Origin of the sequence: Streptomyces lunalinharesii (genome assembly GCF_039532155.1) — a bacterium.
Lineage (GTDB): Bacteria > Actinomycetota > Actinomycetes > Streptomycetales > Streptomycetaceae > Streptomyces > Streptomyces lunalinharesii.
The window spans coordinates 658,821-676,287 of the sequence record NZ_BAAARK010000001.1 but is presented as its reverse complement, the minus strand read 5'-3'; the positions used below and the strand labels follow the sequence as shown (position 1 = coordinate 676,287).

Sequence of the window (17,467 nt, the reverse complement as noted above, 5' to 3'; positions counted from 1 at the left end):
ATTCCCGTATCCTGGCTCTGTGAGCAATGAAGTGCACCTCGATGCCATCGATCGTGAAATCTTGTTTCACCTGCGCCAGGACGGGCGCCTGACCAACGTGGAACTGGCCAAGCGGGTCGGCCTGACGCCGCCGCCGTGCCTGCGCCGCCTCAAGCGGCTGGAGGAGGCCGGCGTCATCACCGGCTACCGCGCCGTCATCGATCCGGAAGCCGTCGGCCGGGGCCTGGAAGTCATGGTCGACGTCGAGGTCTACGCCAACGACCTCAAGACCATCGAGACGCTGGAGGAGACCCTGGCCGGCTACGAGGAGGTCGTGGAGCTGCGCCGGATGTTCGGCCGCCCCGACTACTTCCTCCGCGTCGCCGTCGCCGACCACGCCGCCTACAACGCCTTCCTGACGAGCAAGCTCACCGGCCTCCCCGGCATCCTGCGCGTCGAGTCCCACCTGACCATGAAGAAGGTCAAGACCGGCGACTGACCGCCGCCCGACACCCCGGTGCGGCAGCCGGCGGCGTCCGTACGATCGAGGCGTGACGATCGAGTACGAATGGCGCGGCGACGTCGACGACGACGCCCTCAACGCACTGCACGCGGACGGCTTCGGCCACCCGGCCACCGCGACCGACTGGCGGGCACGCCTGCACCGGCACAGCCTCGGCTGGGTCTGCGCCCGGGAGGACGGCGCACTGATCGGCTTCGTCAACGTGGCCTGGGACGGCGGGCTCCACGCCTTCGTCCTGGACACGGTGGTCGCCCCGCACCGCCGGTCGAACGGCGTGGGCGCCGCCCTCCTCGCCGCCGCGGCCGACGGGGCCCGCGCCGCGCACTGCGCATGGCTCCACGTCGACTTCGAAGAACACCTGCGCCCGTTCTACTTCGCCGCCTGCGGCTTCGAGCAGACGACGGCCGGCCTGATCGCCCTCTGACCCCGAAGGGCATGCCGTCCCCGACTCCTGACGCGCGCCCCGTTCGCCCGCACCGGCGGCCACGCGGCGGTCAGCGCCCCGGCCGGCTCACCGGTGCTGGATCGGCGGGCACTCGCCGGTCTTCTCGCCGATGGTGTTGATCTCGGCGTTGGAGCGCGGGTCGCCCGCGTAGTCGATCTGGTTGGTGCAGCTCTGCCCGGGCTTCTTGGGGGTGCCGGTCGTCGCGCTGCCCTTCGTCGGCGCCGGGCAGTGGCCGGTCTTCTCGCCGATCGAGTTGATCTCGGCGTTGGGCCGCGGGTCACCCGCGTAGTCGACCTGGTCCGTGCACCGCACGCTCGCCTTCGTCGCGGTGCCCGACGGCGCGCTCCTGGCCCCGCCCTGGGGGGACTTGGCCGTGGACGCGCCGGACTGCGGGGCGCTCGCGTCACCCGCGGCGCCGGACGCCCCCGAGGCGGCGGACGACGAGACGGACGAGGCCGGGGTGCCGGTGCCGCCGCCCTGGCACGCGGTCAGCCCGAAGGCGGCGATGGTGATCACCGCGGCAGCGGCGGCCCTGCGGACGTGGCGGAGTGCGGCCCGGTGCGACATGGTCTTTCGTCCCGTTCTCTGGAGTGCGTTCGAGGCGGTGTTGACTGTCCGAGGAAGAGACTGCCGGGCCCTGCTGGTGATCCGGCGCCGTCCCGCTAACAGCTCGCTAACGTCCGCGGCCCGGCGCCGAACGCGGCCGAAATGCCGCCGGTGTCGACGAGCGGTGGGCATCAACCCCTCGCAGTCCTTCATCCCCGCGGCCAGGAGGCACCAGTGACGCCCACGCACAGCAGCCCGGCGCAGTCCGTGGACTTCGACGTACTGATCATCGGCGCCGGCATCTCCGGCATCGGCGCGGCCTGCCACCTCAAGGCCCGGCGCCCCGGCACCACGTTCGCGGTCCTGGAGGGGCGCGACGCGATCGGCGGCACGTGGAGCCTGTTCCGCTACCCCGGCGTCCGGTCCGACTCGGACATGCCCACCTTCGGTTTCGGCTTCCAGCCGTGGACCGCGCACACGGCGATCGCCGACGGGCACCTCATCCTGGACTACCTGCGACGGACCGTCCGCGAGCACCACCTGGCCGCGCACCTGCGCTTCGGGCACCGGGTGGTCGGTGCCGAGTTCTCCTCGGCGACGGGGCGGTGGACGGTCACCTCCCGGCTCGCCGGCGACGGCCGGGAGACCACGCACACCGCGCGGTTCCTCTTCCTGGGTACCGGCTACTACGACTACGAGGCGGGCTTCACGCCCGCGTTCGACGGCGTCGCGGACTTCACCGGCCAGGTGGTCCACCCGCAATACTGGCCGGCGGACCTGGACCACGCGGGCAAGCGCGTCCTCGTGATCGGCAGCGGCGCCACGGCCGTCACGCTGGTCCCCGCGTTGGCCGCCACCGCGGCGCACGTCACGATGGTGCAGCGCTCCCCGAGCTACGTCTTCTCGACGGCGGCCGCGGACCCGATCGCCCGCGTGCTGGGCAGGGCGCTCGGCCACCGGCGCGCGCACCGGATCGTCCGGCGCAAGAACCTCCTGCTCACCCAGGGGATGTACCGGCTGTGCCGGCGCGCCCCGAAGCTGATGCGTCGGCTGCTGATCGCCCGCGTGCGCCGGCAGTTGCCCGCCGGCTTCGACGTCGCGACCCACTTCACCCCGCGGTACGACCCGTGGGACCAGCGGCTGTGCGTGGTGCCCGACGGCGACCTGTTCAAGGCGATCTCGGCCGGCCGGGCCTCGGTGGTCACCGACCGGATCGAACGGTTCACCACGGCGGGCATCCGGTTGGCGTCCGGCCGGGAACTGGCCGCCGACCTCGTCGTGACCGCGACCGGCCTCACCATGTCCCCCTTCGGCAAGGTCCGGTTGGCCGTCGACGGGCGCCGGGTGAACCCGCCGGACACGACGGCGTACAAGGCGGTGATGCTCTCCGGGGTGCCCAACCTCGTGTTCGCGCTGGGCTACACCAACCTCTCCTGGACCCTCAAGGTGGACCTGGTCTGCGCGTACTTCTGCCGGCTGCTCGACCACATGGACGCGCACGGCCACGCCACCGTCGAGCCGGTGCTCGACGACCCGGACATGGCGCGGGTGCCCTACATGGACCTGAACTCCGGCTACGTCCGGCGGGGCGTCGGACGGTTCCCGCGGGCGGGCACCCGCGGCCCGTGGAGGGTCGAGACGTCCTATGAGAAGGACGCCGAACGGCTGCGGAACGGCCCGGTGGCGGACCGCGCACTGAAGTTCACGGCCCGCGCACCGGCGGCCCGCTACGGCAGGTTGAAGTAGACCATCGGGTTGTGGTCGCTGTGCCGCACCGGCTCGTCGAGTCCCAACTCCTGCTTCACAAAGGCGAGTTGATGTATGACGTCGGGGGCCTTCGCGGGGGACGGCGTGAAGAACCCTACGTTCTTCTCGGCCAACCACTTGACGAGGACCGCGCCCTCGCTGAAGGGCTTGGGGCGCCGCCCGTGGAAGACGTCGTGGACGCTGGTGGGGGTGCCCGCGGGGACGCGGGGGAAGAGGTTGTCGACGTACCAGTGGGCGAACCGGGCGCCGTGGTCGGCGTCGACGAAGAGGTAGTCCACGTCGGTGGGGACCTCGTCGAGGTGGTCGCGGACGTCGCCCTGGGTGAAGGACCAACGGTCCTCGGCGAGTTCGGTCGGCACGTTGCGCACCACGTGGTCGACGATGTCGAACGAGTGCAGCCGGCCGGCCCCGTTGTCCCGCAGGGCGCGCAGGATCCACAGCGTGGACCACCCGTAGAACGTGCCGATCTCCACCACGACCTCGGGGCGCAGGTCGCGCAGCAGCAGATAGGTGATCTCGGCCTCGTAGTCGTCGAGTTGGGCCTTCATCGACGGGCCGCGGTCCGCCAGGAACCGGCGCTGGGCGTCCCGCGCCGCCCGCAGGTCGTCCTCGTACTTCCCGTACAGGGTGGCGACGTGGTCGGTGGTGATGGTGTCCATGCTGTCCTCCAGCGAACGGGCAGGTGCTGCCCGGGGGTTCCTGGCGCGGCCCGCGCCGAGGTGAACCTAGGCGCCGAGCGGCCTCGACCACGTCACACTCAGGGGCCATGTTCCGGCGTAGCTCTGAGGTATGACGTCCGGCTCGGCGACGGACCGTAGGGACGACTCCGGCGCGCGCCACCCGTCCGTAGCATGGTCAGGTGATCCCGGAACAACCGAACGCACCGACCGGGCCGGACCCCCGACGCGCCGGCCTGCGGCAGGTCGGGGCCGTCCTGCGAGCGGTGGGATGCGAGGCGTGCGACGTCTCCCGCCGGGCCTCGCCGCCCTTCCGGGACGCCGAGCGCCGCATCCTGCGGCACCTCCCGCTCCTCGCCGTCGTGTTGGTCGCGGCCGACCTGGTCACCGGCGGGACGCTGATCGTCGCGGACGGGCTGGGCCTGCCGTGGTGGGGCGCGGGGCTCGTCGCCGGCGTGCAGGGGCCGCCGTTGGTGGTCGCCCTGTACCGGCCGGTGCTGGCCTGGTGGTCGTCGCTCGCCGCGGCGCTGCCGTACGCACTCCTCGCGGCGCTCGCGACGCCGGCGGCGCGGGCCGACGAGCCGTGGCCGTGGACGGCACCGGGACTGTGGGCGCACCTGGTGGTCACGCTGCTGGTGGCCTGCCGGGTGCGGACCGGGGTGTACGTCGCGCAGTGGCTGCTGACGACGGCGCTCGGCGGGGCGCTCACCGCCGGGCTGGCACCGCCGTCGCCGGTCAACGACCTGCTGCCGCTGGCGCTGTCCTCGGCGCTGGGACTGGCGGTCGTCACCGTCGTGCGCGGGCGTGGCCGGGCCCGGCGCGCGTTGCGTGCGCAGGAGGCCCTGACGGAGTTCGAACGGGGCGAGCGCGTACTGCTGGAGGAGCGCACCCGCATCGCCCGCGAGTTGCACGACGTCGTCGCGCACCACATGTCCGTCGTGGCGGTGCAGGCGGAGGCGGCGCCGTACCGGGTGGCCGAACCGCCGCCGGAACTGAGCGAGAGCTTCGCCAGCATCCGACAGAACGCGCTGGCCGCCCTCACCGAACTGCGGTACGTCCTGGGGATGTTGCGGTCGCCGCAGGAGCGCGCGGAGACCCGTTACGCACCGCAGCCGACGCTGGAGAACCTCGACGGCCTGGTGGCCAACGTGCGGGCGGCGGGGCTGCGGATCGACGCGCGGGTCACCGGCGAGGCGCGACCGGTGCCGCAGCGGGTCGAGCTGTCGGCGTTCCGGATGGTGCAGGAGGCGCTGAGCAACGCGCTGCGGCACGCCCCGGGGTGCCGGGTCGAGGTGGAGCTCGCCTACGGTCATGGCGCCCTCGCCCTCCGGGTGGCCAACAGTCCGGCGCCGGCCGGTGTGCCACGCCAACGGGGCACGGGGCACGGCGTGTTGGGCATCCAGGAGCGGGCGTCCATGCTCGGCGGGTCCGTGCGGATCGGCATCCGGGAAGACGGCTGGTTCGAGGTCGCGGCTTCCCTCCCCATCAGCGAGCAGGAGTGAGGGCGCATGACGATCCGGGTGTTGATCGCGGACGACCAGCAACTGATCCGGCAGAGCTTCGGGATCCTGCTGAACGCCCAGCCGGACATCGAGGTGGTGGCCGAGGCGGTGAACGGTCAGGACGCGATCGACCGGATCGCCGCCCGGTGTCCGGACGTGGCCCTGATGGACATCAGGATGCCGGTGCTCGACGGCCTGGAGGCGACCCGGCGCATCACGCGGGACTTCCCGGACGTCAAGAGCGTCATGCTGACGACGTTCGACCTCGACGAGTACGTCTACGAGGCGTTGCGGTCCGGCGCGCACGGCTTCTTGTTGAAGGACTGCTCCGCGCAGCAACTCGCCGACGCGGTCCGCACGGTGGCCACGGGCGGTGCGCTGCTGGCGCCCTCCGTCACCAAGCGGCTGATCGAGGAGTTCGCCCGGGGTGGCGCGCCGCGGACCGTGCGGCGCGGCCGGGTGGCCGACCTGACGGAGCGCGAGACGCAGGTGCTCGCCCTGATCGCGCGGGGGCTGTCCAACTCCGAGCTGGCCGCGCACCTGGTCATCGCCGAGCAGACGGTGAAGACCCACGTCGGCCGCATCCTGGTGAAGTTGGGGTTGCGGGACCGCACCCAGGCGGTGGTCTTCGCGTACGAGACGGGTCTGGTGCGCGCCGGGGAGTGACCGGGGCGGTGACCGGGGCGGGGCACCTTCCGGGTGGAGCCGGAAGGTGCCCCGACGGCCCCGTGGCCGTCGGTCGGGCGCCGGCGGTCAGGAGTGGGTGGCGAAGTCCTGCGTCCACCACGGCCCGTTGGAGCTGAGGTTCACGCCCACACCGGTGGCCTTGTACGAGCAGTTGAGGATGTTGGCGCGGTGCCCGGGGCTCTTCATCCAGCCGTCCACCGCCGTCGCCGGGTCCTGCGGGCTCTTGAAGATGTTCTCGCCCCAGCTCATCCAGGGGAATCCGGCACGGGTCATCCGGGTGCCCGGGTCGACGCCCTCCGGGGTCTCGTGGGCGTAGTAGTTCCGGGCGGCCATGTCGTCCGAGTGCCCCTGGGCCGCCGCCGTCAGGTGCGGGTCGACGGTGAGCGGGGCGCAACCGTGCTGGGCCCGCTGGGCGTTGACCAGCTCGACGACCTTCCGGGCGAACTCCGCCGCGGTGCCGCCCGCGGTGCGCGCGCCGGCCGGGGCGCCGGCGCCGCCGCCCGCACCGGACGCGACGCGGGGCGGGTGGGTGGCGGTCCGCGGGGTCGGGCGGGCAGGGGCGGGGGTGGCGGTCGCCCGGGGCGTCGCGGACCGCTCGCCGGCCCGTTCCGTCTCCTTCGCGGACGGGGACGGGGACGGCTTGTGACGGCGGGGGGAGTGCGCGTCGTCGCCGGGCTCCGGGGGGACGGCGGATCCCGCGGTGGTCCGCACCGGGGCGGCCGGATCGGCGGCGAGTGCCTGGTCGGTCCCGGAGCCGGGGCGTATCAGCACCAGGCAGGTACCGCTCACGGCGATGACCGCCGCCCCCGTCAGCAGCGCGGCCTTCGTCCGCGGCCGGGCGGTGTCGGCGCGGTGGTTCCCGCTGCGGCCGGCGGGGCGGGGCGCGGCGTGCCGCCGGGGTGGCGCGGACGGGGCGGCGCGGTGTCCGGGGCCGGTCGGGGCCTGGTCGTGCGGTGCGGGGCGGAGGTGGTCGTCGTGGGGCATGTTCGGGGTTCCGTTTCCGGTCGGGTCGGCGGGCCGCGCGGGTGCGTGACGGGGGACCGTCACCGGTGGCCGACGCCGTCGACCTGGGGACGAGGGGTCGTGCGGGCCGCCCGGTGCGCGGTCCGCAGTGGGGAGACCCTCGGCGGGCCCGCGGACAACGGAAAACGCCGGGGAATTTTTCTCCGCCGGCGTCGAGGCGGCGTCGAGGTCGCGCTGTGGCGGCGTTGAAGCGGTGTCGAGGCGGCAGCGCGGGGAGGCCCGGCCGGTGTGCGCCGGGCTGCCCGGCGTCCCTCGGTGGCGGTGGGGAGCCCGTGCCGCGACGGCGTCCGACCGGCACGTAGTTTTTCTGTTATCGCCGTGCGCCGAACGGGTCACCTGAGCACGGGGGCCATGACGGTGTACACGGATGAACGGGACGAACAGGCGTGAAGTGGGAAAACGGTACGGCGACCGTAGAGGCGGCCAGGGCGGGTGACGACGCTGCCCGGGAACATCTGCTCTCCGCGTACCTACCCCTGATCTACAACGTCGTGGGACGGGCCCTGGACGGCCATGCGGACGTCGACGACGTGGTGCAGGAGACGATGGTCCGCGCCCTGGAGTCGCTGGCGGACCTGCGGGAGCCGGCGTCCTTCCGTTCCTGGTTGGTGGCGATCGCCATGAACCAGGTGCGGCGCCGCTGGACCGGCGCCCACCGGCATCCCGTCGTCGGCCTGGACCAGACGGCGGAACAGGCCGACCGCGGCGCCGACTTCGTGGACCTGACGATCCTGCGGCTGGGCCTGTCCGGCCAGCGCCGCGAGGTGGCCGAGGCCACCCGCTGGCTGGACGAGGGGGACCGTGCGCTGCTGTCGCTGTGGTGGCTGGAGGCCGCCGGCGAGATCGACAGACCGGAACTGGCCGCCGCCCTCGGGTGCGGGACACGGCACGCCGCGGTCCGGGTCCAACGGATGAAGCAGCAGTTGGAAACCGGGCGCCTCGTCGTCCGCGCCCTCGCCGGGAACCCGCCCTGCCCGGAACTCGTGCGGCTGACCGACGCCTGGGACACCCACCCCGCGCCGCTGTGGCGCAAGCGCATAGCCCGCCACGCGCGGGACTGCGCGACCTGCTCCGCCCAGGCACGGGACCTGCTGCCCGCCGAAGGGCTGCTGGCCGGTCTGGCGATGCTGCCGCTGCCCGCGCACCTGACGCCGCCGCCCGTCCCCACCGCCGCGGCCGCCACCACGACCTCCACGACGACGTCCGCCACCACCGCCCCGGCGCCGGGCGGCGCGGCACCGGGCAGTCACCGGGCGCACCACCTGCTGCGCCGGGCGCCCCGCCCGCGCGGGGCCGTCGCGACCACCGCCGTCGCGGGCACCGCGGCGCTCACCGCGGCCGTCGTCGCCGCCGTGTGGTGGGGCTCCGGCGCGCCACGGGACGAGCCCCGCACCGAGCCCACGGCCGAGCCGACGGTGCAACGGACCGTCGCCACCCCCTCGCCGCGCCCCACGCCCACCCCGACGCCCACGCCCACCCCGACGCGCAGCGCGTCCGCCACCCCCGAGCCCGCACCGCCGTCCCCCACGGCCACCCCGCCCGACCTGGAGGAGCAGGCCACCGCACTGATCAACCGCAAGCGTGCGCAGGTCGGTTGCGGTCCGCTGCGCATCGACCGGCGGCTGCACGCCGCGGCGCAGCGGCACTCCGCCGACATGGCGGCCCGCGGCTACTACGAGCACGTCTCGCCGGACGGCGTCGGCCCCGACGCGCGGATCACCACCGCCGGGTACCAGTGGAGCAGCTGGGGCGAGAACCTCGACCGCGGCCCGCAGAGCGCGGCCGCGGCGGTGCGGGACTGGATGGGCGACGCCCCGCACCGCGACAACCTGCTCGACTGCCGGTTCACGGCGGTCGGCATCGGGATCGTCCACGGCGCCGGCGGCCCGTGGTGGACCCAGGACCTCGCGGCCCCGCGCTGAGCGACCGGGCCGGCCGACGGGCGGCGCGGGCCCGTGGGCGTCGTGCCGGCGCCCCGGTGGACCGGTGCGTCAGGGCAGCAGCCAGGACAGCAACGGGGTGGACTCCAGGTACACCAGGAGGCAGAGCAGTGCCAGGAGGGCGGCGCTGTGGAGGACGACGCTGCGGAAGATCCGCCCCTCGGCGCCGTGCAGTTCGGCGACCGCCGCCGCGATGGCCAGATTCTGCGGTGAGATCGGCTTGGCCAGGCTGCCGCCGGCGTCGTTCGCGGCGGCCAGGAGGTGCACCGGCAACCCGGTGGCCTGCGCGGCGGCCGACTGCAGACTGCCGAAGAGGGCGTTGGCGGAGGTGGCGGACCCGGTGACCGTCGTCCCGAGCCAGCCGAGCGCCGGGGCGAGCGCCGCCATCGCGCCCCCGGTGGCGGCCACGGCGTGGCCGATCGCCGCGGTCTGCCCCGACAGGCCCATGACGTAGGCCATGGCCAGCACCCCGCAGACGGTGAGCACGGAGTGCCGCAACTGGTGCAGCACGTCCCGGTACGCGCGCAGGGCGCGGCCCGGCCGGATCCGCAGCGCCGCCACCCCGACCAGACCCGCCAGCAGGAGCAGGGTGCCGCCGGCGAGGGGTTCGAGGGTGAAGACGCTCTGCGCCGGGACGCCGCCCTGCCAGTCCCGCAGCCGCAGCCCGGGCCAGGGGAAACCGACCGTGGCGCGGTGCAACAGGGCGTGCACCCACGGCGTTTGGGCCACGCCGAAGACCGCCACGATGATGAGGTAGGGCAGGCAGGCGCTCAGCGCCCCGCGCCAGCCGTCCCGCGCCAGCACCCGGGCGCGGTCCAGCATGTCCTGGGCGGCCTGCGCGCTGCCGCCGGCGATGAGACGGGGGACCGGCCGCCGGCCCACCGGCGGGCGGTGGCGCAGCCGGGCCCACACCAGGACGGCGGCCAGCGCGGTGAGGGCCGAGACGAGGCCGACGAGTTCGACGGGGAGCAGGGCGGAGGCGGTGACCTGGGCGGTGCCGGCCGCGACCCCGCACACCAGCGCCGGCTCCCACGCCTCCCGCAGCCCGCGCCGCCGGTCGGTGAGCCACACCAGGACGAACGGCACCAGCAGCGTCACCAGGGGCGCCTGACGGCCGATCACTTCGCCCAACTCGTCGGCGGGGAGGCCGGTGACCCGCCCCAAGGTGACGACGGGCGTGCCCATGGCGCCGTAGGCGGCGGTCGCGGCGTTCGCGACCAGGGCCAGGGTGACGGCCTTGAAGGGGGCGAAGCCGAGCGCGATCAGCATCGCGGCCGCGAGGGCCACCGGGGTGCCGAATCCGGCCAGTGCTTCCAGGAGGGAGCCCAGGCAGAACGCGATGACCAGTGCCTGGACCCGTCGGTCGGCGGAGAGCGCGGCGAACGACCGGCGGAGCACGGCGAAATGGCCGCTGTCGACGGTCATCCGGTGGATCCACAGGGCGTTGACGACGATCCAGGTGAGGGGCACCAAGCCGTACGCGGCGCCCTCGGCCGCGGCGGAGAGGACCTGGCCGGGCGGCATGCCGTAGCCGGCGGCGACCGCGGCGGCGCCGAGCAGGCCGGCGCCGACCGCCTGGTGCGAGCGGAGCCGGCCGGCACCGATCAGCACGAAGGTGACCGTCAGCGGGAGCACCGCCGCCAGTGCGGTCCAGGCGGTCGAACCGCCGAGGGCGTCGAAGCTCTGCTGATACACGGGAAACCCAGTCTCTTCTGGTGCGGCCGGCCCCTTCCGGCGGGACGTGCGGTGCAGGGGGTGCGGCGCCCGTGGGCCGGACGCGTTCCGCGTGACCCCACATTCAGGTCGGTCGGCACCGCATGACCGTATTCGCAGGTAATCGTACGGTGTCAAGCCGGATTGAAGACGGACCGGAAACCCCTCTCCAAGGGCGCGCGGTTTGACGGGTTTGTCCGCCCTGGCGCGGTAATTGGCGGGTGCTGCCGGGTGCTTGGCGAAGAGTCGGCGGCGCGAATCCGCCAACTGTCCGGCGCGCCTTGACGTCGCCGAACGGAAAAAGATCAAGTGGTGGTGCCGCACCCCGACTGCGTCTTGCGTTGACCGACAGGAGGAGCTCCCTTGAGCACCGCGAACCCTCCGCCGGCCGGTACCCCGGCCGTGGACGCCCGCCATGCCGAGGAGCCGGCGCACGTCCTCGCGCGCGCCCACGGCGGTGCACTCATGGGGCCCGACGACGCGGTCCTGGCACCGGCCTCGCCGTCCTGCGACTTCGCGGCGTGGGAGGTGCTGTGGCAACTGGCCGCCCCGCTGCCGGCCCACGAGGTCCCCCAGCGGCTCCAGTTGGTCGCCGCGCTGCCGCGGCACGCCTACGGCAAGCTCGACCGCCGCGCACCGTCCACCGGGGCCCCGCCACCGTCCACCGGGGCCCCGCCGGCTCCCGGCCGCCCCGAGGAGGCCGCGGCGCTCGCCGGCACCGTTCCGCTGCTCCCGGCCCAACACCGCTTCTTCGGCCGGACCTCCGGCGAGACCGGCCACTACAGCGAGCCGCTGCTGTTCGCCGTCGACCACCGTCTGGACCGGGCCGCGCTCGCCCGCTGCCTGATCCGCCTCGCGGACCGCCACGCGGCGCTGACGTCGCGCTTCGTCGAGCTGGCCGGCGAGCGCCGGGTACGGCCGGGCGATCCGGCCGTGGCCGTCCCGCTGGAGTGGCACGACGACACCGGGCTCGACGAGGCCGCCGCCGACCGGGCGTTCACCGCTGCGGCCCAGCGCCTCCAGCACCGCCTCGACCTGCGTGAGGGACCCGTCTGCCGGGCCGCCTACTTCCGCCGGGACGGCGGGGACCGCCTGCTGCTCCTGCTGCACCCCCTGGTGTGCGACGGCGTCACCCTGCACACCCTGGCCGGGGAACTGGCCACGCTCTACCGGGAGACCGCGGCAGCACTGGACGACACCCTCGGGCCCCCGCCGCCCTCGGCCCTGGGCTATGCCCGCGAACTCCAGGACGTCGCCGACGCGCTGCCCCGCGAGACACCGGAACTCGACGCCTGGTTGCGCCTCCCGTGGGACCGGGTGCGCCCCTTCCCGACCACCGCCGAGGGCCCGAACGGCCGCGCGCCGGGCCCGGACGACCTCGCCCGACCCCACCTCCGCACCCTGCGCACCAGCCTGGAGCCCTGCACCGCCCGGACGGTCCGCACGGTGGCGCACTCCTCCCCGTACACCACCGAGGACGTGCTGATCGCGGCGGTGGCCCGCGGCGTCGCGGAGTTCTCCGGCGCCTCGGCCGCCTGCCTGGACGTGGTGCGCCACGGCCGGCTCTCGCCGCTGACCACCTCGGACCTGAGCCGCACCGTCGGCCGGCTCGCCACGACCACCCCGTTCGTCCTCGACACCGCGGCCGACGGTCCGTCCCCGGGCGCGCCGTCCGCCGGCGGCGCCCTCCCCGACCTGCGCGCCCTCAGCGCCCAGTTCGGCCGGCTCCGCGAGATCGAGCACGTCTGGGGGGTCCTGCGTCACCTCCACCGGGACCCGGCCGTCACCGGCCGCCTGGCCGCGCTGCCGAAGCCCGAGGTGTACCTCGACTTCCGCGGCACGGGCCCGCCCGACCTCCCGGTCGGCCCGCCGTTCTCCCTCGTCACGGGCGACACCGGCGTGCCCCGGCCTCTCACGGACCCCCGGCCCTACCCCCTGGAGATCCGGATCGACGTCGCGGACGAACGACTCGACCTGGACTGGACGTTCAGCCTCCGGCGCAACGCCGAGGTCGACGTCCGCCGGCTGGCCCGCCGCTGCACCGACCTCATCGCGCACCTCGCGGAGTCCGTCACCGGGGCCGCCCGCCCCGCGCCACCTCCGCCATGACCGCGGTGGACCGTCACGCCGGCGGTGCGGTGGAGCCGCGCACCACCAGGGAGACAGCAACGTCGGCCGGGCGGTCGACGCGCCCGTCGGCCAGGACGGAGACCAGGGCGGCCATGCCCTGCCGCCCGACCTCCTCGGCGGGCAGGCGGACCGTGGTCAGTTCCGGTTCTACCGCCGAGGCGAGGGTGAGGTCGTCGAAGCCGGTGATCGAGAGGTCCGCCGGCACGCGGAGCCCGAGCCGGCGGGCGGCCTTGAGGGCGCCGACCGCGAGGACGTCGAAGTCGCACAGCAGCGCCGTGGGGCGGGGTCCCGGGGCCCGCAGCACCCGCTCCGCGGCGCGCTGTCCGGCGTCCATGGTGAGGGCCGCGCGCACGGTGCGCAGTTCCGCGCCGGTGCCCTCCAGGGCCGCCGCCAGCGCCCGGGACCGGACGGCGAACGTCCAGGACTCCACCCCGGCGGCGAGGTGGGTGATGCGCCGGTGGCCCAGGGCCAACAGGTGTTCCGCCACCTGGTGCATGCCGTCCGCCACGTCGAGGTTGACGGTGGTGGCGGCGCGGGAATGGGCGGGGTCGCTGTCCAGCATCACCAGCGGGCGCCCGCCGTCGTCGAAGTCGGCGAGCACGTCCGCGGCCATCGACGACGCGAGCACGCCGTCGAGGCTGGCCGGTGCCGATCCGAACGGGTTGCGGGCGGGGCCGCCGTCCGCGGGGGAGGGGTACAGCACCACGCCGAAGCCGTGCTGGGCCGCCACCCGCGCGGCACCGGTGTACAGGCGGGCGTAGTACTGGTTGGTGAGGGCCGGGACGATCAGCAGGACGGTCTTGGTCCGTCCGGTCCGCAGGTTCCGGGCCGCGAGGTTGGGCCGGTAGCCCAGTGCGTCCGCGGCGTCGCGGACCGCCGTGGCGATCCGCTCCGAGACCCGTCCGTGCCACTTTCCGCCGCACACCAGGGAGACCGTCGCCTGGGAGACGCCCGCCTCCCGGGCGACGTCGCGGGATGTCGGGCGTGCCTTGTCGGTCACGGGGACGATCCTTTCCGATACGGCCGGAGCGAATGGACCCGCTCACGCCCGACATGCTAGACATCTCGCGGGAGTTATACGTACTACCGGGTGTGGAATTCCGTAGGCCGGCGGGGCCGGTGCGGGAAATGGCCGAGGGTGTGCGGGGGTTCGCCTGGTCGAGCGGGTCGCGGGCCCGTCGCACCTGGCGCAGGTATGCGCTTTGGCCGATTCTCCCCGGTGTCAAACCGTGTCACATCACGGCAAAAAGGTTGTGACGCACGAGTTGAAAAGAAGTCAACTTCAGTTCCCGTGCGTAAGATCCGCGAGGAAATCACCGATGGTAAAGGCGGGTTGGGAGACCACGTCGGTGCGGGGTGCGGTGGCCCGCGCGGGGGTGTCCGGTCGTCCCGGTGACGCGACCGAATGGGGCGAGTGGTGCCCGATGCGGGCCAACCGCTGGTTCCGGACAATCGCCGATCGAGCCATGTTCCTCTGTACACGGTTGTGATCAAATGTGAATATGACATGGCCATGGGCGGCGCAGAGAGTTATTCAGGAGCTCGAAACGCCCTGATGGCCGGTGCGGGGGCTGGTCGGGAGAGTGTGGCATGCAGAGGGGACACATGAACCGGATATTCGCAGTTCCTTGATGATTCTCTTGCCTGAACTGGTTTCGCACGGCTGATTCTTGCTGGAAGCTTGGGCTTTGCAAAGCTGATCGGGTACCGGGGGATCGCACTGTGTGTTTCACGCAGGAGTAGGCCAGCCCGTTTGCTGGAAAGCCAAGTTGCCGCAGGGCGCACGGCAACATGGAGAAAAGCGAATGACGAAGCGAGTAATTTTTTCGAATGTCTCGTTCGGCTCGTCGTTGCGGCTCTTGCGCGAAGAGCGGGGACTTTCTCTCGGCGACCTGTCCCGGCTGGTGAATTACAGCAGGAGTCACCTGAGTCGCGTCGAAACGGGAAAGAAGCAGCCGGCCGAAGGGCTGGTGCGGCTCTGTGACGAGGCGCTGGACGCAAAGGGCAGCCTGCTCGCCCTCCTGGTGCGGGCCCCGCGGCGGCAGAGCGGGCGCAGCTGCCCCATCCAACTGCCGCGGAGCATCTCCGACTTCACCGGTCGCAAGGAGGCGCTCGACGCACTCGACGCCCTGCTCCGCGAGGTGCACCGGCAGAGCGACGGGCAGGCCGTGGTCACGGTGGTCGAAGGGGCCGCGGGCGTGGGGAAGACGGCCACCGTCGTGCACTGGGGGCACGGCGTGCGCAGCCACTTCCCGGACGGCGTGCTCTTCGCCGACCTCCAGGGGTTCGGCCCGGGCGGACGCCCCGTCAGCACCCGTCAGGTGCTCCGGAACTTCATGACGGCACTGGGCGCCGAACCGGTCGAATTCTCCGGTGAAATCCACCACTTGGCCGCCAGCTATCGAAGCCTGCTCACCGGACGACGGCTGCTGATCGTCCTCGACAACGCCGCCAGTGCGGAACAGGTGCGCCCCCTCTTACCGGCCTCGTCGCGGTCCATGACGGTGATCACCAGTCGCAGTCGACTGACCGGACTCGTCACCCGGGACGGCTCCCACCGCATCACCGTGCCGCCGTTGACCGCGAGCGAGCGCGACGCGCTGTTGTCCCGTCTCGGGGTCGCGCCCCTGCCGCCGAAGGGCGCGAGCCCGTGTGCCTGCCAATACCTGCCGCTGACCGTGCGCATCGCGGCGGAACGCCGGGAGAGGGTCGGCGGCATGGACATTTGCGAACGCTGCGGATCGGACGCGTTGCTCACGTACCTCTACAGCACGGGCGACGACGTCAGCAACATGTACACCGCCCTCTCCTGGTCGTACCGGTATTTACCGCCGGCCGTCGCCAGGGCCTTCCGGGTGCTCGCGGCCGAAGTGCGCGACACGGTCACCGTTTCCGCGGCGGCCCGGCTGCTGGGCGTCGACGTGATGGGGGCCCGGAAAATGCTCGAATCCTTGGCTGACATCCATCTGTTGCAGTGCCTCTCCCCTGATGAGTACCGCTTCGAGAAGACCGTGCGGGGATTCGCGCGGGAACTCGACGGGCGGGACGTGGCGCCCTTCGCGGTCGCGGGTCACGACGCCGAGCGGGTCATGAGCCACTGACCGCCTCCCGAGTGTCGGCCCTGTCGCCCGCGCCGGACAGGGGTTGCCCGGTGTCCCTTCCCGCGGGCAACGGGCGACGGGTCGTGCCTGGGGTTCTTCGGCCGTGCCGACCGCCGGGGCACCGCGCAGGACGCCGGTTCGGTGTCGCCCGCACCGACTCTCGGTGGGCCGCGACCCCGGTCACGGTCGCGGCCGTGATGTGCCCGCGGGGTGCCGAACGGACCATGGGGCGGAGCACTTCGCCGCACGTCGGGTGTGCCCCGACGCGGCGAGCGGTCCTATCCCAGCAGGAGGGTCTGCATGGCTTTTCGGATCACCAAAGAGTTCCACTTCTCGGCCAGTCACCGGCTCGCCGAGCTGCCCGACGGGCACCCGTGCGGCCGGATGCACGGGCACAACTACATCGTCGAACTGGAACTGGCGGCCCCGGCCGACGGCCTGGACAAGGCGGGCTTCGTACGCGACTACGGCGACCTCAAGCAGTTCAGCCAGTGGTTGGACGCCGAGGTGGACCACCGGCACCTCAACGACGTGCTGGACCGCAACCCCTCGGCCGAGCACCTCGCGCAGTGGCTGTACGAACGGTGGCTGCCGCACTACCCGCAGCTGAGCGCGGTGCGGGTCTCCGAGACCGCCAAGACGTGGGCGGAGTACCGGCCGTGACGGACCAGCCCACCGCACCGTCGCAGCACGAAGGGGGTGGTGCCGCGGTGGAACCGAAGCTCGTCGTCAACGAGATCTTCGGCCCCACTTGAGGGCCGTGCAGGGCGAGGGCCCCTCGGCCGGGCAGCGCTGCGCCTTCGTGCGGTTGGGCGGCTGCAACCTGTCCTGTCGCTGGTGCGACACCCCGTACACCTGGGACTGGACCGGAGTCGGTGACTCCGGGGTCGCCTACGACCCCAAGCGGGAACTGCGGCCGATGCCGTGGACCGACGTGCTGCGCGCACTGCTCGGCTTCGAGGTCCCGCTGATCGTGGTCTCCGGGGGCGAACCCTTGAGCCAGCAGCGCCGGTTGCTGCCGCTGCTGCGCGCGCTGACGGACGCCGGCCACAAGGTCGAGATCGAGACGAACGGCACCGTGGTGCCGCAGGACGACCTGGTGGCGCTCGGCGTGCGGTTCAACGTCTCGCCCAAGCTGTCGCACTCGGGCGACCCGCAGGCGCGGCGGATCGTGCCGGACGCGTTGCGGGCGTTCGCGGCCGTCCCGGGGACCGCCTTCAAATTCGTCTGCCGCACCACGAACGACCTCGACGAAGTGGCGCTGCTCGTCGACCGGTACGGGACGCGCCCGGTGTGGATCATGCCCGAGGGGCAGGTCCCCGCCGAGGTCGGCCAGCACCTGTCCGCGCTGGGTGACGAGGTCGTGGCACGTGGCTGGAACCTGACCACTCGATTGCATGTTGCCGTCTGGGGCGACAGGAGAGGCGTGTGAGC

Annotated in this window: 15 protein-coding genes; 10 read left to right on the top strand and 5 right to left on the bottom strand. The window is 73.1% G+C overall.

Annotated elements, in window-relative coordinates; translation table 11 throughout:
- Positions 1-61: 61 nt before the first annotated feature.
- A complete protein-coding gene (locus tag ABD385_RS03070) occupies positions 62-478 on the top strand; it encodes an Lrp/AsnC family transcriptional regulator (protein WP_425585344.1) in 417 nt (138 codons plus the stop codon).
- A 52-nt stretch (positions 479-530) separates the two neighbouring features.
- A complete protein-coding gene (locus ABD385_RS03065; RefSeq protein WP_344573285.1) occupies positions 531-926 on the top strand; it encodes a GNAT family N-acetyltransferase in 396 nt (131 codons plus the stop codon).
- Between the two features lie 87 nt (positions 927-1,013).
- Here the strand turns inward: ABD385_RS03065 and ABD385_RS03060 are convergent, their stop codons facing one another.
- Positions 1,014-1,514 (bottom strand): hypothetical protein, encoded by a 501-nt coding sequence (locus ABD385_RS03060; protein WP_344573284.1) that lies wholly within the window; start codon positions 1,512-1,514, stop codon positions 1,014-1,016.
- 213 nt (positions 1,515-1,727) lie between these two features.
- On the opposite strand from ABD385_RS03060, the gene ABD385_RS03055 reads away from it, so the two are divergent.
- Positions 1,728-3,239 carry a flavin-containing monooxygenase gene (locus ABD385_RS03055; protein ID WP_344573283.1) on the top strand — a complete coding sequence of 504 codons (1,512 nt, stop codon included), beginning with the start codon at positions 1,728-1,730 and terminating at the stop codon, positions 3,237-3,239.
- Here the strand turns inward: ABD385_RS03055 and ABD385_RS03050 are convergent.
- The gene (locus ABD385_RS03050; protein ID WP_344573281.1) at positions 3,221-3,919 is read right to left on the bottom strand and encodes a class I SAM-dependent methyltransferase; all 699 of its coding nucleotides are present in this window, start codon (positions 3,917-3,919) and stop codon (positions 3,221-3,223) included. The two genes, ABD385_RS03055 and ABD385_RS03050, sit on opposite strands and share 19 nt — an antisense overlap.
- Before the next feature lie 200 nt (positions 3,920-4,119).
- Between ABD385_RS03050 and ABD385_RS03045 the strand changes: the two genes are divergently transcribed.
- Entirely contained in the window at positions 4,120-5,439 is a 1,320-nt protein-coding gene (locus ABD385_RS03045; protein WP_344573279.1) for a sensor histidine kinase, read from the top strand.
- A 6-nt stretch (positions 5,440-5,445) separates the two neighbouring features.
- Positions 5,446-6,105 carry a response regulator transcription factor gene (locus tag ABD385_RS03040; protein ID WP_344573278.1) on the top strand — a complete coding sequence of 220 codons (660 nt, stop codon included), beginning with the start codon at positions 5,446-5,448 and terminating at the stop codon, positions 6,103-6,105.
- An 87-nt stretch (positions 6,106-6,192) separates the two neighbouring features.
- On the opposite strand, the gene ABD385_RS03035 is transcribed toward ABD385_RS03040, so the two are convergent.
- Positions 6,193-7,110 carry a CAP domain-containing protein gene (locus tag ABD385_RS03035; protein ID WP_344573277.1) on the bottom strand — a complete coding sequence of 306 codons (918 nt, stop codon included), beginning with the start codon at positions 7,108-7,110 and terminating at the stop codon, positions 6,193-6,195.
- A gap of 425 nt (positions 7,111-7,535) precedes the next feature.
- Between ABD385_RS03035 and ABD385_RS03030 the strand changes: the two genes are divergently transcribed.
- On the top strand, positions 7,536-9,071 hold the full coding sequence (locus ABD385_RS03030) for a sigma-70 family RNA polymerase sigma factor (protein ID WP_344573276.1): 1,536 nt from the start codon (positions 7,536-7,538) through the stop codon (positions 9,069-9,071).
- A 69-nt stretch (positions 9,072-9,140) separates the two neighbouring features.
- On the opposite strand, the gene ABD385_RS03025 is transcribed toward ABD385_RS03030, so the two are convergent.
- Positions 9,141-10,784 (bottom strand): L-lactate permease, encoded by a 1,644-nt coding sequence (locus ABD385_RS03025; RefSeq protein ID WP_344573274.1) that lies wholly within the window; start codon positions 10,782-10,784, stop codon positions 9,141-9,143.
- Between the two features lie 381 nt (positions 10,785-11,165).
- Between ABD385_RS03025 and ABD385_RS03020 the strand changes: the two genes are divergently transcribed.
- Complete coding sequence (locus tag ABD385_RS03020) at positions 11,166-12,911, top strand: condensation domain-containing protein (RefSeq protein WP_344573273.1); 1,746 nt, start codon at positions 11,166-11,168, stop codon at positions 12,909-12,911.
- A 13-nt stretch (positions 12,912-12,924) separates the two neighbouring features.
- On the opposite strand, the gene ABD385_RS03015 is transcribed toward ABD385_RS03020, so the two are convergent.
- Entirely contained in the window at positions 12,925-13,932 is a 1,008-nt protein-coding gene (locus tag ABD385_RS03015) for a LacI family DNA-binding transcriptional regulator (protein ID WP_344573272.1), read from the bottom strand.
- Positions 13,933-14,737: 805 nt separating this feature from the next.
- On the opposite strand from ABD385_RS03015, the gene ABD385_RS03010 reads away from it, so the two are divergent.
- The 3 genes from ABD385_RS03010 to ABD385_RS03000 all read left to right on the top strand — a co-directional run bounded on the left by ABD385_RS03010 (position 14,738) and on the right by ABD385_RS03000 (position 17,465).
- On the top strand, positions 14,738-16,033 hold the full coding sequence (locus ABD385_RS03010) for a helix-turn-helix domain-containing protein (protein ID WP_344573271.1): 1,296 nt from the start codon (positions 14,738-14,740) through the stop codon (positions 16,031-16,033).
- 300 nt (positions 16,034-16,333) lie between these two features.
- Positions 16,334-16,696 (top strand): 6-pyruvoyl trahydropterin synthase family protein, encoded by a 363-nt coding sequence (locus tag ABD385_RS03005; protein WP_344573270.1) that lies wholly within the window; start codon positions 16,334-16,336, stop codon positions 16,694-16,696.
- Between the two features lie 97 nt (positions 16,697-16,793).
- A complete protein-coding gene (locus tag ABD385_RS03000) occupies positions 16,794-17,465 on the top strand; it encodes a 7-carboxy-7-deazaguanine synthase QueE (RefSeq protein WP_344573508.1) in 672 nt (223 codons plus the stop codon).
- The last annotated feature ends 2 nt before the right edge of the window (positions 17,466-17,467 follow it).